This is a genomic window from Candidatus Microthrix parvicella Bio17-1 (assembly GCF_000299415.1).
Lineage (GTDB): Bacteria > Actinomycetota > Acidimicrobiia > Acidimicrobiales > Microtrichaceae > Microthrix > Microthrix parvicella.
The window spans coordinates 81,100-104,846 of the sequence record NZ_AMPG01000006.1; the positions used below are offsets into that span (position 1 = coordinate 81,100).

Sequence of the window (23,747 nt, forward strand, 5' to 3'; positions counted from 1 at the left end):
ATGTCGCGGCGGAGCCGCCCGCACGTCGTGCCAGGAGCTGCTCTGAGCCTGGCGGTCAGTTCCGGCGGCGTGCGCCGGCCACCAGCAGCAGGCCGACAAACAAGAGCGCCACTCCGGCAGCCAGCGCGGCTCCGGCTGAAATGCCGGTATTGGCCAACGCCGAGTTGCCGGCGGTGCCTGCGCTCCCGGCATTCGTTGGCAGCTGGGCGCCCTGGTTGGCGTAGTTGCTTTGGGCAACGTTGCCGGAAGGTGTCGGTGAGACCGTGGGGGCCGCCGCCGTCATCGGCGCACTGTTGAGGGTCTGCGTCGACGCCGCGGCTGAAGTGGTGGTGGCGGTGCTGCTGTCTGCCGGTAGTGCCCCTCCCGGTGCCGTCGTTGGTGATGGAAGCGTGGTGGCGGCCAGGCTCGTGGGCGCGATCGGCGCGGTGGTGGGCACCGTGGGGTCTGTCGGTGGAGCGACAGGAGCGACCGTCGTGGTGCTGCTTGTTGTGTCGACGCTGCTGCTCGTTGTAGCCACCGAGTTGGTGGTGGTGCTGACGCTGCTGGTCGTTGTATCCACCGAACTGGTGGTGGTGCTGACGGTGCTGGACGTACTGGACGGGGGCGTCGTTGTCGGCACTGTCGTGACCGCATCGCCCTGTGTCCGGAAGGTCACCAGAATCTGGCCGGTGCGCCCGGCTGCCTCTGCCGCCTGACTGCTGGTGGCAGTGTCCTTGACCCAGGAGGAGCCGCCGCCGCCGCCACCGGCGCCGTTGCATTGCTCGAAGAACGAGCCGTTGTAGTTGGCACCTCGGGCGCCGCCCTCGTAACCGCCACCACCGCCGCCACCGGCGGTGGAAGTGCTGCCCGAAGCGATCGAGGTACCTGATTCGCCGTTGGGCCCGCGGGCCGCTGTGGAGTTCACGCCGCCGTCGCCCCCGATACCCCCGGTCGACAATCCGGCGGTTACCTGACCGTTTCCGCCCTTGGAGCCGGACGGGCCGGACCCGCCGCTCTCTGACGTTGACGACCCATTGCCGCCGACGCCGCCACTGCCGGCCTTGGTGGCGGCGCAGGCTGAGATGCCGCCGCCTCCGCCACCCGCGGCAACGACCAGGGCTGATGACCGATCGGCACCAGTGCATGCTGGGCCAATGCACACTCCTGATGCGCCGCCGCCGGTGCCGGCGCTGGCGCCGGCACTCTTTACCAGCGTCCACCCGGTACCGGCGCCGCCACCCTTGCTCCAGCCGCCGGTCGGGCCGACTGGCGATGCACCCGGCCCGTTCTTCCCGTTGGCGCCGGTGCAGCCGGTTGTTGCTGAAACTGTGGTGCCGGGCGACACCGGGAAGGAAGCAGTGACCGCTCCGCCCGCGCGGCCTTTGCCGGAGTCGCCAGAACTACCTTGGGCGCCGGCGTCGCCACCCCCTCCACCAACGGCGATGATGTCCAGAGCCACGGTACCGGCAGGCGCAGTGGTGGAATCCATGACGCCGCAGAGCGTGAGTGGAGTCCACTGCGTGGCCGCTCCGGCTGGTGACACGCCACCAAGGGCCGTGGCAACCAACAGGCCGCCGATCAGCGTGAGGGCCGCCCCGAGCCTGGAGAGGAACTTGTGACCGGGCTTGTGCATGGTTGCTTCCTCAACGACGAGCACGTGAGTGAGTGACGGGCGCCACGTGCGCTCAGGCCTGAAGGTAGCGCACAACCCTTGGGTCGTGCCTGGTCGAAGCGGACTTCAAGTGGACCAGCACGGCTGGGATGAGTTCGTCCACCCTGTGTTCCTCATGAGAGGCGACGCGGCTGCACCCAGAAGTGGGAAGAGCACCGAGGTGAACTCACTGGTCCACATCGATGCTCTTCAGTACAAGAGTCCAGCTGGCTAGCGGCGGCGTCGCTGCGCCCCCGCCAGCAGCAACCCGGCCAGAAGCAGCGCCAAGCCTGCGAGGAGGGTGGTGGCGGTTGAATTGCCGGTGTTGGCCAACGCCGGGCTGCCGTAACTTCCCGGGCTGCCACCGTTGGATGGCAACTGGGCACTGCCGCCTGCCTGCGGAATGTTGTTGGCAGGCGCCACGTAGTTGTCCGCTGCCGGTGAGGCGGCACCAGGGGGAGTAGGCGACGGCGTGGCCGTGCCCGGTGTGGGTGGGGGTGTGGGTGTGGGCGTGGGCGTGCTCGGTGAGGGTGTCGGCGTCGAGGAGGTGCTCGGTGGCCCGTTCCTCTCGGACGGTGAACCGGCGACGGTGGTGGTGCTCTCATCGATCGGGAGTACCGACGGGTCGAGTGCCGACGTGGCTCCCGGTTGGGTGGTGCTGGTGGTTGGTTCGGTGGTGCTGGTGGTTGGTTCGGTGGTGCTGGTGGTTGGTTCGGTGGTGCTGGTGGTTGCTTGGGTGGTGCTGGTGGTTGCTTGGGTGGTGCTGGTGGTGCTGGTGGTGCTGGTGGTTGCTTGGGTGGTGCTGGTGGTGCTGGTGGTGCTGGTGGTTGCTTGGGTGGTGCTGGTGGTTGCTTGGGTGGTGCTGGTGGTTGCTTGGGACGAGGTGGTGGTTACCTGCGGGTCGGCGAAAATCACCGCCACGGCGCCTGTGCCGTTCAACGCGCTCGTCGCAAACGACACGGCGGTGTTGGAACTCTTGGACCACGACGAGCCACCGCCGGCGCCGCCCCCGGAGCTGCAGCCGAAGTTGGCGCTTTGACCCGCTGCCCCGCCGCGCCATCCGCCTCCGCCGGCACCACTGGACGCATTCACGCCCAAGCCTCCGGTGCCGTCGTTGGCATTGCCGCCATTGGCTGAACCGGCCGCAGAGTTGACTCCACCCGCCCCGCCTGCGGCGCTCCCGCCGGCAGCACCATGGGCACTCTCTCCGTCGACCCCGGAGGGGCCTGATCCGCCTCCGGCTGCGGTTGCGCTGCCACTCCCACCGTCACCGCCGCGGCCTGCTGCTGCAGCACCGGAGCACTTGTCCAGTCCGGCGCTTCCGCCGCCGCCCGCGACGACCGCGGCCGTAGACGGGTCGAGTGCCGAGCAGGTACCGCCAACGCACACGGCGCTGGAAGCCCCGCCTGCCCCGGTACCGACGTCGTCCGGGCAGAAGGCGGTGTCGTCAGCGAGCCCCCCGGCGCCGCCCTTGGACCAACCTGCAGAGGAGGCTGGACGTGTTGGATTGCCGCCGCAATTCGAGCTGGGGAAGTTTCCGCCTTGGCAGCCCACCACAGCGCTGATCGTGGCTCCCGGGGCGACGGCCACTGTGGCTGTCACCTTCCCCCCGAAACCGGGGTCGGACTTCTCGGTTCCCGATGAGGTGCCCGACCCCGCCGCGCCCGCGCGGGCGCCCTCAACCTTGATCGTCATCGAGGTGACCCCCGCCGGAACAGTGGTGGTGTCGAACACGCCGCAGGCGGTGGTTGGAGCCCAGAGTGTGACGGCCCCGGCCGGCACCACGCCGACGAGTGCAGTGGCGGCGAGCAGGCCGCCGATGAGCGCCATCGATGCTCCGACGGCCGACAAGATTTTGCGACGATGAACGCCCATGGGTGATTCCCTCCAGCATTGGCGAACTCCAACGGCCCACCGTGCAACATTCACGGTAGTGGTGCGTTTGCATCCAGTCCACCAAGAAATTCAGCGAGCACGTCTCCAAGCAGCGGTGCCGCAGCCGTACCCGTAGCAAAACTCGATCTCCGGGAAGGACGGAGTCGCTCAGCCAGGATGGTGATCAGCCGGCAACTGTGCTTGACGGTCGGTCTCGGCCCGACCCGCCAGGAGGGCGCCACCGATCACCAGTACCACTCCGCCCACTGCCAAAGCGTCGACGTGGTCGCCTTGAACCACGACTCCCAAACCGAGCGCCACCACGGGGATCAGGTAGGTGATGAACGAGGCTCGAGTGGAGCCGACCCGGCCGACCAGGGTGCCCATAATGAGGAAGGCCAGGCCGGTTCCAACCAGGCCCAAGACGGCGATGGAGAGGGCTGGAACTACCGCAACGTCGGAGGATGGTAGGCCGACCAAGCCAAATGGGAGCGTCCAGAGGGTGGCCAAGGCAAGCATTCTGGCCATCAGGGGACGTGAGCCGTAGCGGGCCTGAAGTGGTGCAGCCAGGTTGATCGCCAGCCCGTAACACATGGTGGCAATGACCACGAGGGCCACCCCCCAGGCCCTGGTGCCGCCGTCGCCCGCCGATGGGATGCTGATGGCCACGACGCCTGCGAACCCGACGGCGACTCCCAACAGTTGCGCGCCGGAGGTGCGGGTTCGAAAGAAGAGCACCCCGAAGAGCGCCGTGAAGATCGGCATGGCGCCGTTGAGCATGCCGGTGACCGCCGAGTTGATGTGCTGCTCGGCGATGGGAAACAACGTGAAAGGTATGGCCACCCACAACAACGAAAGTGCCATGACCCGAACCCGATCGCCTGGCTGGGTCCTCATGCGCGGCCCGGGGAGCAGGTTGAGTATCAGCGCGCCGAGTCCGACTCGGAGGAGGGTGAGCGTGCCGGGACTGACGGCTTCGAGGCCGATGGAGATGAACAGGAACGATGCGCCCCAGATACCTGCAATCGAGAGGAACAGCGCCCAGTCGGTGGCGACGAAGGCTTGACCTGATGACCCGGGTGGGGCCGGCTCGTTGGGGGGTGGTTGGGGCATCGGCCCATTCTGCCTGCAGCCCTGAGGCCACCACGCCGACCGGATGCTCAGCGTGGGCATCAGGCGGTCGATGGGGTTCTCATGAAGGCATGGATGCGGCGGACGATTGACCGGCGGCGGCCGGGGCGGCGCGCCGGGTGGGCGGTTGCGCTGGTGACACTGGGACTGTCGGCTGCCTGCACGCCGGGCATCTTGGAGCAGGGCGAGGCCGGTACCGGCAAGCCGGCACGGGGTGGCGAGCCGACAACGGGCGCCGCGAATCAGGTGCCAGGTGCCGCAACGGATTGTCCTGCCACCGATGAGCTTTTCTGCGCAGTGGCGCCTCATGCATTCATCCAGACAGGCGCTCATGGCGATGAGGTAAGCCCCCTGGCGTTGGGGGCCGGAGCCAAGCCGACGGCTGAGGTGCCGGTGACCCTGAACGGGGTGAACCTGAAGCAGGGCCCATACCGCGAACGTGGGCGGTGGACCGATGACCTGGTGAACAGCGAACTGCAGTCGATGGGTGCCGACGGCGCTCCGGCCTTTTCGTTGGTGCGGGTGGCGCTGGACTGGCCCCGCTTTCAGTACCGGGCGCCTGACGGAACGATCAGAATCGATCCTGACGGCTTGGCCGCACTCGATGACCTGATCGACGTTGCCGCCAAGGCCGATATCCACGTGATTCTGGATCTGATCCACGTGCGAACGCCCGATGGTCCGTGTACAGCGGACCATCGGCTGGCCGGGGCGAAGTGGAATGTGCCCGCGTGGGCGTGGGAAGAGGTCACCGGTGTGGCGCAGGACGACGACTGCAAGGCCCGTCCCAATGAACTGGGTGACCTGATGGATGAGGTGCTGGTGTTACCCGAGACCACTCGGTTCATCCGCACCATCCTGAAGCGCTACGACGCGTCGACGGCTCGTGGCCGCAACGTGGTGGCGGTGGAACCGGTGAGCGAGGCGGAGGCGTCTGGCGATGAGACCGGCTCGGCCACCTCGCGTACCCAACGACTGATCGATGCCGTGTACACCAGGTGGTTGGCGTCGGAGGGCCAGGCGTCGCTGCGCAGTGCCAACTCCACCAAGATCCTCATCCTCAGCCCTGACAAGGGCGATGCCAGCCTGCAGGGCGTCAACCTGGCACCCATCGCCCTACCAAACGTCGTTTGGTCGCACCACGACTACACGCTTGCTGTGATCGCCGGATCGGCCGCAGGTCAGGGCTACACCGAGGACGGCTGGGCCAGCTCCCAGATGCAGGACCGATCTGAGGTTCGACGTCCTGGTCGCCCCACCTACGACCCCGACCTGGTGTCCTTCGGGCGGCGACTGACCGAGCGGCGCGGCTACCTGGCCCAGATGCAGCGCTGGGCCGCAGCCGGAGGGTTGCCGATCTTCGTCGGGGAGTACGGCATCCTCACCACGTGTGCGCCCGACGGCAACCTGGCGACGGCCCAGGCCTACGCCAAGGCCAGTCAGGAACTGTACGACGGAGCCCTCGTTGAGGGGAGAGCCGCGCCGGTGTCGCGCACCTGGTGGCAGCTGTCGATCGGTGGCACATTCGGTGGTGAGTTTGCACTGCTCGCCATCGATGGCCGCACCTGTCCCGGAATCGACGATGCCGGCTGGATGCCGGCTGCATTCGACCTCACCGCGGGCCGCATCCGTTAGACCGAAGACGTCTCGAAGCACGGTGTCGCTGCCGGCGGTTTTGGTGGGTCGCGATGGCGTCAGTAGCCTTCGACTCAATGCAACCCGACCCGTGGCGGCGCACTCCTTCCTCTCCCGCGACCGGGCAGAGGCGGGCAACATCGTGAGCCGTTTGAGCCCTGAGAACGAGGCGTTGGCGCGAGAGATCATCGCCCGCTACCCACGCCCCAAGTCGGCCGTGATCCCGCTGTGCCATCTGGTGCAGGAGGAGCACGGCCACCTGACCGACGACGGTATGGCCCACGTCGCCGAACTGGTGGGGGTCACCGCCGCGCAGGTGCAGGGCACGGCCAGCTTCTACGAGATGTTCAAGCGCCACGAGACCGGTCGTTATGTGTTGGGTATCTGCACCAACATCAGCTGCCTGGTGCTCGGTGGGGCCGAGCTTTTGGCCCGTGCCGAGGAGCGCCTGGGTATCCGCGCAGGCTCGACCACGGCCGATGGCAGGGTCACGCTGGAAGACACCGAATGTCTGGCGGCGTGCACGGATGCGCCGATGTGTCAGGTGAACTACCGCTACTTCGGCCAACTTTCGGATGCAGACTTCGACGAACTGCTTGACGACATCGCCTCGGGCGCAATCGACGAGGTGGTGCCCGCGCACGGCACCCTCGCCCTGGTGCGCCAGCACATCCCCGACGACCGCGTGGCCAACATCGGGCCGCCGGAAATCCAGGTGGCACCGCAGTGGTTCACCCGCCGCGAGGCCGACCTGGCCCCAACCGATGTCGAGGGTGGCGCCTGATGGGCTACCGCAATCACCACTCCACATTCGGTGCGGCCGACGGCACCCCCCTGGTGGTGTCGTCCCGTTTCGGTGAGCTCAACGGCCACACGCTTGACGGCTACAAGGACACCGGCAGCTACACCGGCTACGCCGCGCTCAACCAGATTCTCTCGATGGCCCCGTCGCAGGTGCTCAGCACCGTGCGCGACGCCACACTGCTGGGGCGAGGAGGCGCCGGGTTTCCCGCGGGCGTCAAATGGGGCTTCCTGCCCCCCGACGTGCAGCCCCGCTACATCGTGGTCAACGGCGACGAGTCCGAACCGGGCACCTATAAGGATCGCCTCCTCATGGAGCGCGACCCACATCAACTGATCGAGGGTTGCCTCATCGCCGCCTATGCGGTGGGGGCCTCGCAGGTCTTTCTGTACGTCCGGGGCGAAATGGCCCATGCGCAGGAGCGCATCGCCGCCGCCCTCAATGAGGCGTATGCCGCCGGTCTGGTTGGCCGCAACATCGCCGGAACCGACTACTCGGTTGACATCGTCATGGCATGGGGCGCCGGCGCCTACATCGTCGGCGAGGAGACCGCGCTGATCGAGTCGCTCGAGGGCGAACGGGGTATGCCCCGCTTGAAGCCGCCCTATTTTCCGGCCGCCAAGGGGCTCTACATGGCTCCGACGATCGTCAACAACGTCGAGACGCTGTCGAACCTGCCGTGGTTGTTCAACCACGGGGTGGAGAACTACCTCAAGACCGGCACCGAGGCCAGCCCCGGCACCCGCCTGATCGCACTGTCAGGGCACGTGAATCGGCCCGGCGTGTACGAGATACCACAGGGCACGACCACGTTCGAGGACCTGTTCTACGGCGAGGATTACGGGCAGGGCATCCGCGACGGCAACCAGTTGAAGATGTTCATCCCCGGCGGTGGCTCCGCTCCCTGGTTCTACCCCGAACAGGTGGGCATGGCGTTGGAAGGCAGGGCCATCGGCGGCGCCGGGTCGATGCTGGGCTCGGGTGCGATCGTGGTGATGGACGACACCACCGATGCGGTGGCCGCGTGTTTGCGGCTGGTCCGCTTCTACGCACGCGAGAGTTGCGGCAAGTGCACGCCGTGCCGCGAGGGGACCACCTGGCTGGAACGCATCCTCCGCCGCATCATCGAGGGTTACGGCCGCCCTTCCGACATCGGGCTGCTCGAGGACGTCGGCGACAACATCTCGCCGGGCCCCTACCCCAATGCGGCATGGGAGGCGGAGGGCCTGGAGGCCATCCCGTTCCCCCCGAGACAGACCACCATCTGCCCGCTCGGCCCCTCGGCCGTTGCGCCGATCACCTCGGCGCTGCGGCGCTTCCGAGGAGAGTTCGACGCCTATATCGCTGCTGCGCAGAACGAGTCGCAAGGTGGAGGTGCCCGTGTCTGAGGACCCCAAGGCCGAGGCCGTCGAGGGCTTGGAGGAGGTCCCGGTTCAGTTGGGTCGTCAACGCCCCACACTGACCCGGTTCGCCCCGGAGAACCCCAAGCCGATCGAGATTACCGACCCGGTGGAGATCACCGTCGACGGGCGCACGATGACCGTGCAGAACGGCGACCTGCTGATCGACGCGGTCGAGCGCCACGGCGTTTACATCCCCCGGTTCTGCTACCACCCGCGCATGGAGCCGGTGGGTATGTGCCGTATGTGCCTGGTGGAGATCGAGGGCCCGCGCGGCACGGCGCTGCTGCCCAGCTGTATGCAGCGGGTGTCCGACGGCATGGTGGTGAACGCCGAGAGCCCCGGAGCGCTGAAGGCCCAGGACGGGGTGATCGAGTACCTCCTGATCAATCACCCGCTCGACTGCCCGGTGTGCGACAAGGGCGGCGAGTGCCCACTGCAGGACCAGTCGATGGCCTACGGCCCTGGTGAGAGCCGGTTCGTGGAGGAGAAGCGGCACTACGAGAAGCCGATCTCGCTCTCGGAAACCGTGTATCTCGATCGCGAGCGTTGCATTCTGTGCGACCGCTGCACGCGGTTTGCCGATGAGGTCGCCGGCGACCCCCTGATCACCTTCATGAACCGGGGCAACAACACCGAGATCGCCACGTTCCCCGACGAACCTTTTGCGTCGTACTTCTCGGGCAACACGGTGCAGATCTGCCCGGTCGGTGCGCTGACCGCCAAGCCATACCGATTCAAGGCCCGTCCGTGGGATCTGACCGAGGTGGAGAGCACCTGCACGTCATGCTCGGTGGGCTGCCGCGTCACCGTGCAGTCAAGCCGAGACGAACTGCTGCGCCTTCAAGGCGTCGATTCGGACCCCGTCAACTGGGGTTGGCTGTGTGACCGGGGCCGGTTCGGCTTCGAGGCCAACAAGACCGACCGAATCCTCCAACCGATGGCGCGTAGCGGTGGCGAACTGGCGCCGGTGCGCTGGTCGGAGGCCTATTCGGCCGCTGTCGCAGCCATCAAATCGTCCCTTGACCATGGCGGCCCTGACTCGATCGGGGTGCTCGGAGGTGCCCGGCTGACCAACGAGGCCGCCTACGCCTGGACCAAGCTGGCCAAGGGGGTCTGGGGTACGGACAACGTCGACGCACAGTTGGGCGATGGCCTACCCGCAGAGCTGGCACTGGGTCTACCCGCCGCCACCATCGACGACGTGTGCGAGCCCGGCGGCACCGTGCTGTACCTGGGCCCCGACCCCCGCGAGGAACTGCCGGTGCTGTACCTGCGGTTGCGCCACGCGGTCACCACCGATCGTGTCACGCTGATCAACGCAGCGGCGGTTCCCGGCAGCCTCGATGGGTTGGCTCGGGTCAGCCTTGGCGTGCCGATGGGTGAGCTGGGCCGCGCCGTTGCCGCACTGCTGGGCGTGGGTTCCGAACCGTCAGGATCGGTGAATCCCCAACTGCTGAGCGAAGCGGCCAAGCTGATCGAGGGCGAGGGTCCGCTGCGCGTGGTACTTGGTCGTCGTTCCCTGTCCGAGGGATACGGCCCGGTCGCCGACGCCGTTGCTGCAATCCGCGAGGCCCGACCTGACGCCACCTTCCTCACTGCGTTGCGGCGTAGCAACGTGCGAGGGGCACTCGAGCTGGGCATGGCCCCGGGGTTGTTGCCCGGGCGCATGACGCTTGACGCCGGCCGGGACTACTTCTCCGGCTACTGGCACACGGTGCCTGCGACCGCGGGCCTGGATGCGGCGGGCATCGTGGAGGCCGCAGCCGATGGCCGGATCAGCACGCTGATCCTGCTGGGGGCCGACCCGATCTCCGACCTGGTTGCCGACGTGGATGCTGTGGCCGCCCTGGAGCGGGCCACCGTGATCAGCCTTGCCACACACCACTCCGATTCGACGTTGGTGAGCGACGTCGTGCTGCCGGTTTCGGCACACGGGGAGGTGGGTGGAACCACCGTCAACATGGAGGGCCGGGTGACCGCTCTTGGCCGGCGGGTCACCACTCCCGGGTCCACCAGGGCCGACTGGGTGATCGCCGCCGAACTTTCTGAGCGCCTGGGCACCGACCTCGGGCTCACCTCGATCGAGGCCATCGATTCAGAGATCGAACACGCCGTGCCCACCTTTGCGGGGGCCGACCTGGGCAAGCTTGAGGATCCGGGGCGACAGGACGGCGTGGTGGTGCCCATCCTCGATGATGTGGCGTGGACCGAGGCCGGATTGCCCGACCGCCTGAGCTTTGAGCCGGGCGATCCAACCCAGGTTCCGGCCATCTCCAGTTACTCGTTGCGCCTGGTGCTCGTGCGGCGGCTCTACGATTCGGGAACCATGCTGGATTCCATGCCCTCCAGCCGTCCTCTGACGGTCGCTCCCGAGGCTCGACTGAACCCCGCTGACTTCTCGCCGCTTGGAGTGGACGAGGGCGCCAACCTCACGCTGAGGACGCCGTCCGGGGCGATCACGGTTCCGGCTCGAAGCGACGAAGCGGTTGCCCGCGGCAACCTGGAGTTGAGCGGAGCAGCGCAGGCTGGAGCGCTGGCGCTGTGCGATCCGGATGCGCCCCTCACCGAGGTGCGCATCGAAACCGTCGACGGGGGGTTGAGCTAATGGACCCCCTCCTCTCCGGCAGCTTCGGCTGGGGTGCCGTTGGCATCGTGGCGCTCAAGGCCGTGCTGGCGTTTACGGCGCTTCTGGTGGCCGTGATCCTCATGGTGTGGTTCGAGCGCAAGTTCATCGGCGACATGCAGAACCGCATCGGTCCCAACAAGGCCGGGCCGTTCGGCCTGCTGCAAACCCTCGCCGATGGCCTCAAGTTGGCCTTCAAGGAAGATCTACTGCCCGATCGGGCCGATCGCTTCGTCTTTCGCCTGGCCCCGTTTCTGGCGGTGATTCCCGCATTTGGGACGTTCGCGATCGTGCCCCTGGCCGGAAATTTCAATGACAACAGCGACGGGGTGGTGTCGGTCTTCGGCCAGAAGACGCTGGTCCAGGTGGCCGACCCGCAGTTCGGCATCCTGTTGATGCTCGCCTTTTCCGGCATCGCCGTGTACGGCGTCATGTTGGCGGGCTGGTCATCCGGCTCGAAGTACCCGTTGCTCGGTTCGGTGCGAGCCTCCGCCCAGATGGTGTCCTACGAGGCGGCACTGGGTCTCACCGTCGCGTCGGTGCTGCTGATGTCAGGCGTGTTGTCCACCAACGGCATCGTCGCCGGGCAGGCCACCTGGAACTGGAACCTGTGGGCCACGGGCGTGGTGCCGTTTGTGGTCTTCCTGATCGCAGTGACCGCCGAGCTCAACCGACCGCCTTTCGATTTCGTCGAGGCCGAACAGGAACTGGTCGGCGGGTTCAACACCGAGTACTCGTCGATGCGCTTCGCCATGTTCTATCTGTCCGAGTTCATGAACACGGTCACGATGTCGGCCATCATCGTCACCCTGTTCTTCGGTGGCCCGGCAGGACCCACCTTCGGGCTCACCGGCTTTCTTGGATCCTGGCTGATCCCCTTTGCTTGGTTCTTTGCCAAGCTCGCCGTGTTCCTGTGCGTGTTCGTGTGGTTCCGGGCGACGCTGCCCAGGTTCCGCTACGACCAACTGATGGAGATTGGCTGGAAGCGGATGATCCCGCTTGCCTTGGGTTGGTTCCTGGTGCTCACCGCAGTGAAGGTGGGCCAGGATCAGGGCTGGAATCTGGTGTCGGTGATAGCTGCCGTGTCGGTGCTGTTGCTGCTGGGTTGGAGTTCGATCATGGTCGCCTCCAGGGCCGCGTCGGCCCGGCGGGAGGCCGGTCGTCACGACCTGCTTGCCGACTCCGAGGTGGCGCCGCCCGGCGTCGATCCGTTGGCTGCCGCCCGCAAGCTGAATGCGGTGGGATCCCCGAGTTCGACCGGGAGGCGCTGATGGGGTACCTCGACGGGTTCGCCGTCACCTTCAAGAAGCTGTTCAAGCGCAGCGATACCGGTCGCATCCTCACGGTGGACTTCCCCAAGGAGAAGACGGCTCGGCCCAACCGGCTTCACGGCCGCCACGTACTCAACCGGTACGAGGACGGCATGGAGAAGTGCATCGGCTGCGAACTGTGCGCCGGGGTGTGTCCCGCCAACTGCATTTACGTGCGCGGAGCCGACAATGACCCGGACGACCCGACGTCTCCGGGTGAGCGTTTCGGGTTCGTCTACGAGATCAACTATCTGCGCTGCATTCACTGCGATCTGTGCGTCGAGGCCTGCCCCACCGAGGCGATCACCGAAACCAAGCAGTTCGCGTTCTCCTTCAGCCAGCGTGGCGACGCCATCTACACCAAAGCCGAGCTGTTGACCGACGATAAGGGCAGGGCACAGCGCCAGCCGTGGGAACTGTGGTCGGGTGAGGAGGACGAGCACACCTCGGCGTGGATGCGTGCCACGTCCCCACAGGGCGATGCCAACTTCGAGGGCGTGGTCGCCTGGTCGGGCGAGCTTGGCTTCGGAGTGCGTGCACCCGAGCGAGGCCAAGTCGCAGATCGGTCGTCGGGCGAGGACGAGTCCACCGTTGGCAACCCTGCTTCAGAGGGTCCGGCTGCATCCCACGACGCGGATGGGGCCCACTGATGGTGGAGTTCGTCGTCTTCGCAATTTCTGCCGCCATCGTGTTGGGCGGTGCGCTCGGAGTGATCGGCTTCCGCAATCCGGTCCACAACGCGCTGTCGCTCATTGCCACCTTGTTTGGCGTAGCCGTGTTGTTCATCGCCCAGGAGGCCTACTTTCTGGCCGCGGTGCAGATCATCGTCTACGCAGGCGCAATCGTGGTGCTGTTTCTCTTCGTCATCATGCTGGTGGGCGTTGACCGGTTGGAACGTTTGGACGCCGACACGTTGAAGGGGCAGCAGGTGGCCGCTGCCGTGGTGGGCGGCGCCGTTGCGGTGCTGTCGGTCCTCGTGTTGTTCGCAGGGAAGGCGGGAGCGCCCCTTGACGCGGCCGTCACCCGGTCGCTCTCGGGTGAACGTGACGTTGAAGGACTCGCGCGTCTGGTGTTCACCGACTATGTGTGGGCATTTGAGATCACCTCGGCGTTGCTGGGTATCGCCGTGGTGGCGGCGGTGCTGCTGTCCCGTCGCTCCACAGAGACGCCTCTTGACGCCGCCGACTATCCGGATGTGATCGATATCTTTGAAGATGACGTGCCGGAGAATCGCCTGGAAGAACTGGGCGATGTTGACGGGAGTCGGTCCGGGGCGGCTGGTTCGGACAACCTCGTGAGCGACGCGGAGGATCCCCGATGACGCCGTTGGCCGCCGATCTCGCCATTGGACAGGACGCCTACCTGCTGCTGGGTGCCGGGTTGTTTGCGATCGGGCTGGTGGGCCTGATGGTTCGCAAGAGCGCGCTGATCATGTTGATGTGCGTCGAGCTGATGCTGAATGCAGTTAATCTCACGCTCGTTTCGTTCAGTCAAACCTTGAACGACCGGGTGGGACAGATGGTGGTGTTCTTCGTGATGGTGGTGGCTGCCGCCGAGGTGACGGTTGGCCTGGGCTTGATCGTGGCGCTGATGCGTCGACGTCCAAACGCCACCGCCGATGACGTCGCGGTATTGCGGGGTTGAGCTGATGGAACTTGCCGAGCTGATCTGGCTCATTCCCGCCTTCCCGCTGCTGGGTGTGCTGCTCCTGCTGGCGTTCGGCCCCAAGCTGGGCGAACCACGCTCCGGTTGGCTGGCCACCGTGATGATGGCCGGGTCCTTCGGAGCCACGGTGTTGGTCTTCGTTGGGCTGTTCGGCATGGACGAGGCGGACCGGTCGGTGACCGTCAACCTGTTCCGTTGGATCCCAGCCGGATCCTTCAGCGTCGATGTTGGTTTTCTGGCCGACCCGCTGTCGATCACGATGTGTCTGTTCGTTACCGGGGTCGCCACGCTGATCCACCTGTACTCCATCGGGTACATGCATGGAGACCCGAAGTTCTCCAAGTTCTTCCTCTACCTCAACCTGTTCGCCTTCTCGATGCTGATGCTGGTCACCGGGTCCAACCTGTTGATCACCTTCCTCGGCTGGGAGGGTGTGGGTGCGTGCTCGTACTTCCTCGTGTCGTTCTGGCACCGCAGTGAGGTCAACGCTGCGGCCGGTAAGAAGGCGTTCGTGACCAACCGGGTGGGCGACGTTGGCTTCATGCTGGGCACGTTCCTGGTGTTCACCACCATCGGATCGTTGAACTACCTCGATATCTCGGCAGCGGCGTCCGGTATTGCCGGTACGACGGCGGTGGCGATCGGCCTCCTGTTTTTTCTCGGCGCCGCCGGCAAGTCGGCCCAGTTGCCGCTGCTGGTGTGGCTTCCCGACGCGATGGCAGGCCCCACTCCGGTGTCCGCGCTGATCCACGCCGCCACCATGGTCACCTCCGGCGTGTACCTGCTGGTGCGGCTCAACCCGGTGTTGGTCAATGCCGCCCTGGCCAACGAGGTCATTGCCTGGGTCGGCGCCCTGACCGCCCTCTGGGCCGCCACCGTGGCCCTGGCGCAGAACGACATCAAAAAAGTGCTGGCGTACTCCACCATCTCTCAGCTGGGTTACACCTTCTTGGCCGTGGGCACTGGCGCCTACGGCGCAGCGATCTTCCACGTGGTCACCCACGCGTTCTTCAAGGGCCTGCTCTTCCTGGGCGCCGGCTCGGTGATCCACTCGCTCAACGGTGACCAGGACATGCGTCGCATGGGTGGGTTGCGTAAGTACCTGCCGATCACGTCGACCACCTTCATCATCGGTTGGCTCGCGATCGCAGGCGTACCGCCGTTCTCCGGTTTCTGGAGTAAGGACGACATCCTCGCCGGCGCATGGGAGTTTGACGCAGGGGGTAAGGCGCTCTGGGCCATTGGCCTGCTGACCGCACTGCTCACCGCGTTCTACATGACCCGTCAGGTGATCCTGGTGTTCTTCGGCCCCGAGCGCTTCCGCCCGGAAACCGTCGAGGCAACCGTTGCCGTCGCCGCCACGGTGGGCGCCGCCGATGCGGGCGCCGCCGAAGGCGCCCAGACCACAGCGTCAGGCGTTTCTCCGACCATCCCGGCCTCTGTTGGGGCTTCGCTCGGAGCTGATGCCGAGTGGGGCCTGGTGCCAATCACCGAGCCGCGCGCCGAAGGCATCGGCCTCGGCCCAGACGAGGATCCACATGAATCGCCGCCACTGATGCTGATACCCCTGGTGGTGTTGGCAGGCCTTGCGGTCGTCGGAGGGTTACTCAGCCTTCCGTTCACCGAGAACACCCGCTACCTCGAGCGTTGGCTTGAGCCGGCGCTGGCCCACGGCCATGAGGCGCCGGGTGTCCCAACGCTGATCGCTCTCGCCGGCGGTGCCATCATCACGGCGTTGCTCGGCATCGCCGGAGGCTTTGGGGTGTACCTGCTCCGTAAGGCCGACCCGCGTCGGCTCGAGTTGGGGTTCTTCCGCTCTGCCTGGCACTACGACGAGGGCCTGTCTTCGTTTGTCGCCGGACCGGGTCGTCGATTCTTCGATGGCCTGGCGGAGTTCGACCGGCAGATCATCGATGGCGCCGTCAACGGTCTTGGCCGTCTATCACTGCGTAACGGACGGTTGCTTGGCCTGCTGCAGACCGGCCAGTTGCGCCGATACGTGCTGGGTATGTCGGTTGGTGCCGTTGCCGTATTGCTGTACTTCGTGACGAGGATGTCGCTCTGATGGCCCCGATGTTTGCCACCTCGACCGTACTCGCCTCGGGTACCGCTGCTCTGCCGGCGCTACTGCCGGCGTTGGTGCTGGTGCCCCTGCTGACCGCAGTGATCGTCATGCTGCTGCCGTCCAAGGACGAATCCACGCCCCGCCAGGTGGCGCTGATGGGTGCGATGGTCACCGCCGCCCTGTCGATCTACCTGCTCACCCAGTTCCAGCGGGGCGAGGCGGGCTACCAGTTTGAGGTGCAGGCCACCTGGGTCGCCGACTGGGGTATGTCATGGCATTTGGGTGTGGACGGCATTTCGCTGTTCATGGTGGTGCTCACCGCGGTGCTGTACCCAATGAGCATCCTGGGGGCCCGCGCAGGTCACGCACCCAAGGCGTACTACGCCTGGATGTCGCTCTTGATGGCAGCTTCAATCGGCGCTTTCGTCTCGCTCGACCTGCTGTTGTTCTTCCTCTGCTTCGAGATGGTGCTCGTGCCGATGTACTTCCTCATCGGACGATGGGGCCACGGCAACGCCACCTACTCGGCCAACAAGTTTTTCCTCTACACCATGTTTGGCTCGGCCTTCATGCTGGTTGGCCTTCTGTCGCTGGTGTTCCTCAATTCCCAGGCCACCGGTCGTATGACCTTCGACCTGGTCGAACTCACCGCCAGCCAGGCCATCTCCACCGATGCAGCCCGGTGGATCTTTGCCAGCTTCGCCATTGCATTTGCGGTGAAGGTGCCCATGTTCCCGGTGCACACCTGGCTACCCGATGCGCACACCGATGCGCCCGTCGCCGGGTCGGTCATCCTGGCGGGTGTGCTCTTGAAGTTGGGCGCCTACGGCCTGATTCGCTTTGGTCTGGAACTGTTCCCCGAGGCCGCCCACTGGGCAACCCCGGTGATCATGACGCTGGCGGTCATCGGCATCATCTACGGCGCGATCGTGGCTGCCATGCAGACCGACTTGAAACGTCTCGTGGCGTATTCGTCGGTGGCCCACATGGGCTTCATCGTCCTCGGTGTGTTCTCACTCACGGTCATTGGGGTCAACGGCGGCGTGCTGCAGATGTTGAACCATGGCATCTCCACGCCCGCGCTGTTCCTCCTCGTCGGCTACATCTACGAGCGCCGCCACACGCGCGATATGAACGAGCTCGGTGGCCTGCAGGTCAAGGCGCCGGTCCTGGCCGGGTTCTTTATGATCGTGATGCTGAGCTCGGTTGGGCTTCCCGGCCTGAACGGATTCGTCGGCGAGTACCTGTCGATGCTCGGCGCATGGCAGACCCATCGATGGTGGGCCGTGGTGGCGGTGTTTGGCGTCATCCTCGCCGCCCTCTACCTCCTCTGGGGCTACCAGCGCGTGTTCCACGGTGAACCGGTTGGAGACAACGACACCATGACCGACCTGAAGCTGGGTGAGCGGGGCCTGATGGCCGCCTTCGTCGCCGTGATCGTATTTCTGGGTGTGTACCCCCAACCAGTGCTGGATCGCATCAGTCCATCGGTGGAGCGGGTGGTGGTGCAGGTGGAGCGGCACGCCGACTACCGCGCGCCGAAGCCACCTGAGGCGCCTCAGGTCGCCGACGCACCACAGCACTCCGGCCAGGCCGGGGAGGGTGAAGGATGATTGCCACCGTGCTACAAGGGCTACCCGGTGCAGCAACATCGGCCACCCAGGCCGGAGCGCCTGCGGTGACGCCCAACGTCACCTGGGGATATCTGGCACCGATCCTGATCATGTTTGGCGGCGCCCTGCTGCTGCTGCTCCTCGGTGCGCTGATGCCCAACGGGGTACCTCGCCACGTGGCGTCCTTTGGCACCGTCGTCGTGGGCCTTGCGTCGATGGCATCCGGTGTGCCGCTCTGGCTGCGCATCATCGACCCCACCCGTGGCCCCACCTCGGCGGTCGCCGGGGCGGTGGGCGTCGACGGATTCTCGGTGTTTGCCTACTGGGTGATCGCTGCCGCAGTGGTGCTGGTGGCCTTGCTGTTCCACGGTTATCTGGCTCGAGAGGGCCTCGAAGGCGTCGAGCCCTATGCGCTCATGATGTTCTCGGCGGCGGGCGCCATGGTGATGGCATCGGCCAATGACCTGGTGGTTTTGTTCATCGGTCTGGAAATCCTGTCGCTTGCCGCGTACACGCTCGCCGCCATGCATCGCCGCCGCATCGGCTCGCTCGAGGCGGGTCTGAAGTACTTCATCCTTGGTGCCGCCGCATCGGCCTTTCTGTTGTACGGCATCGCACTGCTCTACGGCGCCACCGGTACCACCAGCCTCGGTGCTATGCGCACCTACCTCGACGGTCAGGGGCTGGTCTCCGACAACCTGTTGTTGGGTGGTATTGCCATGGTGATCATCGGGCTCGGTTTCAAGGTGGCGGCGGTGCCGTTCCACTGGTGGGCGCCCGACGTGTACCAGGGAAGCCCCACCCCGGTGACCGCCTTCATGGCCTCGGCCATCAAGGCGGGTGCGTTTGCAGGGCTGTTGCGGCTTCTGGTGGTGGCGCTTCCGGCTTACCGGGGCGACTGGCGTCCGGTGATTGAGGTGTTGGCGCTGCTGTCGCTCTTTGGTGGTGCGTTTGGCGCAATCGTGCAGACCGATGTCAAGCGCATGCTGGCGTACTCGTCGATCAACCACGCCGGGTTCATCCTGGTCGCCGTCGACGCGGCCTCCGCCCAGGGCATTTCGGCGGCGTTGTTCTACCTGGCCGTGTACTCCCTGATGACCATCGGCGCCTTCGCCGTCGTCACGGTTATCAGCCGTGAGGGCGACGGACACACCTCGCTGGCCGACCTTCGGGGACTTCCGACGGCTCGACCTGCGTTGGCGTTGGCCTTGGTGGTGTTCGTCCTTGCGCAGGCAGGCGTCCCCTTCACCGGCGGCTTCTTCGCCAAGTTTGGTGTGATCACTGCGGCAGTCGATGCCGGTCATTGGTGGATGGGGGTGGCCGCCATGGTTTCCGCCGTCGTTTCGGCGTTCCTCTACCTGCGCATAGTCGGTGCCATGTATTGGCCCTCCGATGAGGCAGAGGACGGCGCGACCCCAGCGGTCACCCGGGCACAGTTGCCGTTTCCCCGCACCGCCGGCATCGCGCTTGGTCTCTGCCTGGTGGGCGTGTTGATCATCGGCATCTTCCCGGGTTTGATCACCAACCTCACCCGCCAGGCAACCGTCATCCTCGGCTGAGTAGCCGGGGGTGCGTGCCCGATATCGACGAAATTGAGACCGTTGCAGTTGTCCGTCGTCGCACGCTGCATCTTCGGCGCATCCTCGCTGAGGTAAGTGCACCACGGGGGGTGGTGGGCCCGGTAGGTTGAAGTAGCCACGTTGGTGTCCGTCGGGAATCTTTCGGTGGGCGAAGCGTGGACGATATTTCTCACGAGAGGGGCATCTCATATGGCGATCAACGGCTATCGCACCATCCCAACCGATGGTGCCGGCGAATTGTTTTCATGGCCTGGATGTGTCGTCCTGGTCAATCAGGGTTGGGTCGACGGACCGGCATTTGCAGAACGCGTGGCGGCCACCGACCACGAGGACGCAGCCCTCGCATTCCGCGACCTGGCCGGTTGGCTGCTTGCGCGATCCGGTGATCAGGTGGCCGACTTCGCCGCGGTGCTTCAGACCGGATCGTCGCTGCTGTGCATGGCAGCCGGTGCAGCGGAGGTGGCCCTTGACGACGGACGGCGGGTTGCAGCCGACGTGTCCGGCATGTGGGCCCAGTTGGTTTTGCCCAATCGGCCCAGTCAGATTCAGCTTGGCGTCAGTGCCGGCGCCGCTCCCGATCGGATTGACCTCGAGCACGGGGTGGTGCCGGCGACCGGCGCCATCCTGATCCCGAGGGGCGACGGGCCCACCGTCGACATCGCCGGCGAGAGCGCATCCCAAGCCGGCGAAACCGACGCCGGCAATGCCAACCGCCCGGCGGAGCCTGGGGACGGGGAACCCGCAAGCGTGACGTCATCGGCGACCGCTCCGGAGGGTGGCGTCAGCCGACCGCAGGCCGGCGGCGCCCCGAGCGTTGCAGAGGAGGCTCCCATTGACGAGCCCAACCCGACTTTGGCCGTAGCGAGTCCCGTCCCGGCTCCTGGCAACCTGAGCGAGCCCTCCTCCGGCATGTCGGGTGGTGTCGCTGAGGTCGATTTGGCGGCCATGCCTGCGCCTGACGCAGACGTGACCGGCGATCCACGCGGTTCGCCCAGGGCGTCCACCGGAACGGACACCGAACGCGGCCGACATCAGTTGCCCTTCGATGGCGAACTCGATGAGGGTCAGCCCACCGACGCCGATGGTCTGATCGGCATCGTGAGCGAGGAGCCGGAGTCATCGGGCGGCTCCGGCTCCGCAGCCGTCGAATCCGCCCGACCTGGTCACCCCCTTGATGGGCCAGAACCAACCGGCGAGCATCGAGCAGCCTCCTCGTTTGGCGAGGAGACGGCGTCGGTGGTCGACGAGCCGTCAAACGCGCCTCCTGAGCCCGCCGCTGCACCGGCTGCCGGCGAGGCCACAGGTTTGGTCCCCATCGTGACCACCCCGGATGTGCCTGGTTCGGGTATGCCCTCCTCGATGCCCGCCGAGCCCGAGGTGGCTCCGTCAGCAGGTGACCGCAGCCCTCGCGGGGCCGCAGCGCTCAACAATGAGGCCGACTGGCCACCACCCCCGGCCTGGGCAGGTGGTGCCCGTGACGACGCGCCGGAAGACGTCGAGCAGCCGGACGACCCCGAGTCCGCCGGGGATTCCGACGCATCAGACGCCTGGGAGGATGATTCATGGTCCACCGGTGCCGGCGCCTTTGACGGCGTTGGCGGCGCAGACGCCGATCTGGTCACCTCCAGCGAGGATTCCGGTGACGATTCGAGCGATGCCTCAGGTGACGACACCAACGAGCGCGAGTGGGACGCCGATGGTGGCGATGACGACCAGTCGATCCCGCTCCTCCTGTTCGATGACGGCGTGGCCGTGGAGTTGCCCGGCGACGTGCTGATTGGTCGTCGGCCCGACCCTGGGGTTCGCGACGACCCGACCAGGCTTCATACCTTGACCATGACCGATGATTCCCAAGCGGTGTCCCGCAACCACGTGGAGTTGCGTCGCCGCGACGACGAGGTGTCCATTGTGGACTGCGGCTCGGCCAACGGCACGTTCGTCGAGGCAACCCCGGGCGAACTCACCCGCCTCGACGCCGAGTCGCCGCACATGCTTCGAGACGGCGAACGGGTGGTGTTTGGCAAGCGGTGGTTTGAATACCGCGCCCCGAGGGGCGCCAACGACGCCGACTAACCCGAATCATCCACAGGCCGAGGGGTGAGCGCCTGGAAACCTGTGGTGGAGCGAAGTGCAGGTGAGGCGTGCCTGGGGTGTGTGCGTCCACCACCGCCGCTGCGACTCAGCGGCTCCAACACAGGGCGGGTGACGGGTCGTCTGGGAGGTCGATGCCGATCACCCGGACGCATGAGGTGACGGCGGCGCCGTCCGATCGTTCGCCGGGCGGCAGCCGAAGTGAGGCCTGGTTGGATCGGATGAGTGCTGAATGCGTTGGTCCCGCAATGGAGCCTTTGGGGCCGACGACGCCGAACGCGAACGGCCGGTCATCCACCAGCCCTTCGGTGACCGCAAAATCGTCTCGCCGAACCAACCAAGGCCGTCCTTCAAAGCGTCCCGTCACGCGGAGCACGGCGGACCCCGAGGGGGCGGCACTCAGCGACGCATCCGTCGGACGTGACTCGCTCAGGGGATCGGGAGGCGGGAGCGCCATGGCCGCACGAAGCCCCGCCCGAGTTTGTGGATCGCTGAGCTCCGGGGGAGCGGGGGATGGGCCCGCCCAGGCCCGAGATACGAGAACGCTCGCCAGGAGCAGCGACGCGACCAGCGACCCCAAGGCGGTCAGGGCTGTTCCGGAGCGAGGCAACGTTGGCCAGGCAAAGCGCTTGGTAGCGAGTCGAGCCCGGAGATCGACCTGGCCGTGCCCCGTCGGGTGAGCGGGTGCGTCGTTGTCGTTGAGATGGCAGGGAGTCGGGCGGACCAGCGCTCGAAGGGTGGCGGCGGCCACCGCGGCCCCACCGTTGGGCCGGTCGCAGGGGTCGGGCGAGAGTTGCGCCATGACCCAGGTCGAGAGTCCGGGGAGGGAGGCCATCGATTGTGGCAACGCAGGCTTGACGCCGCTGAGACGTCGGGCCACCAACGCCTCGGTGCCATCGCCGCGCTCCAGAGGTGGGTAACCCTCACCGAGGTGATAGAGCGTTGCGGCAAGGGCGGCCAGGTCGGCGGCCGGGGTGAGCGCTCCGCCGTCGAGTTGCTCGGGCGGCGCATGTCGAGGTGAACACTCGGGTGAACCCCTCGCTCCGTCCGCACCGGTGACCGAGAAGTCGGCGAGCCGGACGGCGCCCCAACGGTCAGCCAACAGATTCTGGGGCTTGACGTCGCCATGAACCAACCCTCGGCCATGAAGCACCCCGAGTGCGTCGGCGACCTGGGCACCCAGATGGGCCAGTTCGGTGGGACTCCACGGATGATCGGATGCCAATGCTCCGCCCTCGCACCAGCCCAAGACGATCGCCGGTGGTGCGGGCGCCGAGCCATGCGCGAACAGGTAGCGCTCAACCGAGGCCCGATGCCCGTCGAGGTGCCCCAAAGCCCGCAGTTCACGTTCGAGCGCATCGTTGTTGCGATACTGCTTCACCACAACGTCACGGGCCAACAGGTGATCCCGTGCCAGCCACACATCGCCGTGGCCGCCTCGAGCCAACCGGCGCAATGGAACGAACCCCTTGGGGAGCTCGCACCCCGGAGTTGGCTGCAACTCATCGCCCAGGATGGCGGTTCGATCCTCGGCGGTGAGACAGGTGGAGTGGCCGTTCACCCGATCGGCCGCACCCGCTTCCGTGCCGGTGCTTGAAACCGCGCTGGAGCCGGGTGGGAGGAACCCGTGGCCCTGCCATGAGAGGGTCGACAGTGCCTGGGCCAGTTCCCGAGCTCCCAACGCCCCACCGGCCGTCGCAGCTGTGGCCCTGCTGAGAAATTGCCGGACCTTGCCGTCGCTCTCGTGCTGGTCGGTGCGGAGCAGCCGGTGGAGCATGCCGAGCAGCGCGTTCACGTCATCTGGCGGCGTGGCAGTGAGGTGCCCGTGGCACCCGGCGCCAAATGCATCCAGGCGTGTCTTGCCCCAGCGGTCGAGACGAATGACGGTGTGGTCGATGGCGCCGTGGACGAGAGGTGGTCGCATCCCGTGGGCATCGGCGAGTACGGATGCAACCTCGGCCCCGATCTGGGCGACGTCGGCTCCGGCCAGGCCGCCACATGACGCCCCACGCCGAGCGATCAGGCCGGTCAGGGTCGACCCGGCCCAACCCAGCTGAACAGACCCTCGACCGTCGGAGTCGAGGTGCGCGCTGTGGATGGAAACCACACCCGGGTGTCCATCCAGACGCGCCTGAGCCCGGGCGGCCGCCACCAGCCCGGGCCCGTCGGGTGAGCATCGAAGCTCCACCGAGTACGGCTCGTCGACGGCCCGATTACGACCCGTGGGCGCGGGCTGATCCGGGACCGGCGCCCTTGGTGCCTCCATGCACCGCCACCTGGTCCAGTTGGGCGTCGCCTTGATTGCGAGCGGTTCGTTCAGCCGC

At 66.4% G+C, this 23,747-nt stretch carries 18 protein-coding genes; 14 read left to right on the forward strand and 4 right to left on the reverse strand.

The features are described 5' to 3' along the window. Positions 1-55: 55 nt before the first annotated feature. Together MPARV_RS24200 and MPARV_RS23125 are read right to left on the reverse strand one after the other, a co-directional pair. Positions 56-1,612 (reverse strand): hypothetical protein, encoded by a 1,557-nt coding sequence (locus tag MPARV_RS24200; RefSeq protein ID WP_031279251.1) that lies wholly within the window; start codon positions 1,610-1,612, stop codon positions 56-58. 249 nt (positions 1,613-1,861) lie between these two features. Further along, entirely contained in the window at positions 1,862-2,053 is a 192-nt protein-coding gene (locus MPARV_RS23125) for an LPXTG cell wall anchor domain-containing protein (protein WP_012225080.1), read from the reverse strand. A 49-nt stretch (positions 2,054-2,102) separates the two neighbouring features. On the opposite strand from MPARV_RS23125, the gene MPARV_RS24995 reads away from it, so the two are divergent. Together MPARV_RS24995 and MPARV_RS0118270 are read left to right on the forward strand one after the other, a co-directional pair. Beyond that, positions 2,103-2,669, forward strand: a complete 567-nt coding sequence (locus MPARV_RS24995) for a hypothetical protein (protein WP_020379274.1) — start codon at positions 2,103-2,105, stop codon at positions 2,667-2,669. Between the two features lie 468 nt (positions 2,670-3,137). Continuing rightward, on the forward strand, positions 3,138-3,497 hold the full coding sequence (locus tag MPARV_RS0118270; RefSeq protein ID WP_020379275.1) for a hypothetical protein: 360 nt from the start codon (positions 3,138-3,140) through the stop codon (positions 3,495-3,497). 176 nt (positions 3,498-3,673) lie between these two features. Here MPARV_RS0118270 and MPARV_RS0118275 read toward each other — a convergent pair whose 3' ends face one another. Further along, a complete protein-coding gene (locus MPARV_RS0118275) occupies positions 3,674-4,618 on the reverse strand; it encodes a DMT family transporter (RefSeq protein ID WP_100221366.1) in 945 nt (314 codons plus the stop codon). Between the two features lie 81 nt (positions 4,619-4,699). On the opposite strand from MPARV_RS0118275, the gene MPARV_RS0118280 reads away from it, so the two are divergent. The 12 genes from MPARV_RS0118280 to MPARV_RS0118335 all read left to right on the forward strand — a co-directional run bounded on the left by MPARV_RS0118280 (position 4,700) and on the right by MPARV_RS0118335 (position 21,405). Next, positions 4,700-6,271 carry a glycoside hydrolase family 5 protein gene (locus tag MPARV_RS0118280; RefSeq protein ID WP_020379277.1) on the forward strand — a complete coding sequence of 524 codons (1,572 nt, stop codon included), beginning with the start codon at positions 4,700-4,702 and terminating at the stop codon, positions 6,269-6,271. A 142-nt stretch (positions 6,272-6,413) separates the two neighbouring features. Beyond that, complete coding sequence (locus MPARV_RS0118285; RefSeq protein WP_157789718.1) at positions 6,414-7,055, forward strand: NADH-quinone oxidoreductase subunit NuoE family protein; 642 nt, start codon at positions 6,414-6,416, stop codon at positions 7,053-7,055. Next, positions 7,055-8,461 carry an NADH-quinone oxidoreductase subunit NuoF gene (nuoF, locus tag MPARV_RS0118290; RefSeq protein ID WP_020379279.1) on the forward strand — a complete coding sequence of 469 codons (1,407 nt, stop codon included), beginning with the start codon at positions 7,055-7,057 and terminating at the stop codon, positions 8,459-8,461. The genes MPARV_RS0118285 and nuoF overlap by 1 nt, the downstream gene beginning before the upstream one ends. After that, positions 8,454-11,081: an NADH-quinone oxidoreductase subunit NuoG gene (gene nuoG, locus MPARV_RS0118295; protein WP_155852371.1), complete on the forward strand. Its 2,628-nt coding sequence runs from the start codon at positions 8,454-8,456 to the stop codon at positions 11,079-11,081. The genes nuoF and nuoG overlap by 8 nt, the downstream gene beginning before the upstream one ends. Continuing rightward, positions 11,081-12,370, forward strand: a complete 1,290-nt coding sequence (locus MPARV_RS0118300; RefSeq protein ID WP_020379280.1) for a complex I subunit 1/NuoH family protein — start codon at positions 11,081-11,083, stop codon at positions 12,368-12,370. The genes nuoG and MPARV_RS0118300 overlap by 1 nt, the downstream gene beginning before the upstream one ends. After that, positions 12,370-13,059: an NADH-quinone oxidoreductase subunit NuoI gene (nuoI, locus tag MPARV_RS0118305; protein ID WP_012225094.1), complete on the forward strand. Its 690-nt coding sequence runs from the start codon at positions 12,370-12,372 to the stop codon at positions 13,057-13,059. Before MPARV_RS0118300 ends, nuoI begins: the two co-directional genes overlap by 1 nt. Continuing rightward, positions 13,059-13,730, forward strand: coding sequence for an NADH-quinone oxidoreductase subunit J (locus MPARV_RS0118310; protein WP_020379281.1), 672 nt, complete (start codon positions 13,059-13,061; stop codon positions 13,728-13,730). The genes nuoI and MPARV_RS0118310 overlap by 1 nt, the downstream gene beginning before the upstream one ends. Beyond that, positions 13,727-14,053 (forward strand): NADH-quinone oxidoreductase subunit NuoK, encoded by a 327-nt coding sequence (gene nuoK / locus MPARV_RS0118315; protein WP_012225099.1) that lies wholly within the window; start codon positions 13,727-13,729, stop codon positions 14,051-14,053. The genes MPARV_RS0118310 and nuoK overlap by 4 nt, the downstream gene beginning before the upstream one ends. A 4-nt stretch (positions 14,054-14,057) precedes the next feature. Continuing rightward, positions 14,058-16,139 carry an NADH-quinone oxidoreductase subunit L gene (gene nuoL, locus MPARV_RS0118320; protein ID WP_020379282.1) on the forward strand — a complete coding sequence of 694 codons (2,082 nt, stop codon included), beginning with the start codon at positions 14,058-14,060 and terminating at the stop codon, positions 16,137-16,139. Beyond that, complete coding sequence (locus tag MPARV_RS0118325; RefSeq protein ID WP_012225102.1) at positions 16,139-17,752, forward strand: complex I subunit 4 family protein; 1,614 nt, start codon at positions 16,139-16,141, stop codon at positions 17,750-17,752. The genes nuoL and MPARV_RS0118325 overlap by 1 nt, the downstream gene beginning before the upstream one ends. After that, the gene (locus tag MPARV_RS0118330; protein ID WP_012225104.1) at positions 17,749-19,311 is read left to right on the forward strand and encodes an NADH-quinone oxidoreductase subunit N; all 1,563 of its coding nucleotides are present in this window, start codon (positions 17,749-17,751) and stop codon (positions 19,309-19,311) included. Before MPARV_RS0118325 ends, MPARV_RS0118330 begins: the two co-directional genes overlap by 4 nt. A gap of 210 nt (positions 19,312-19,521) precedes the next feature. Beyond that, positions 19,522-21,405, forward strand: a complete 1,884-nt coding sequence (locus tag MPARV_RS0118335) for an FHA domain-containing protein (protein ID WP_020379283.1) — start codon at positions 19,522-19,524, stop codon at positions 21,403-21,405. 106 nt (positions 21,406-21,511) lie between these two features. Here the strand turns inward: MPARV_RS0118335 and MPARV_RS0118340 are convergent, their stop codons facing one another. Then, entirely contained in the window at positions 21,512-23,689 is a 2,178-nt protein-coding gene (locus MPARV_RS0118340) for a protein kinase domain-containing protein (protein WP_081582431.1), read from the reverse strand. Between the last annotated feature and the right edge of the window lie 58 nt (positions 23,690-23,747).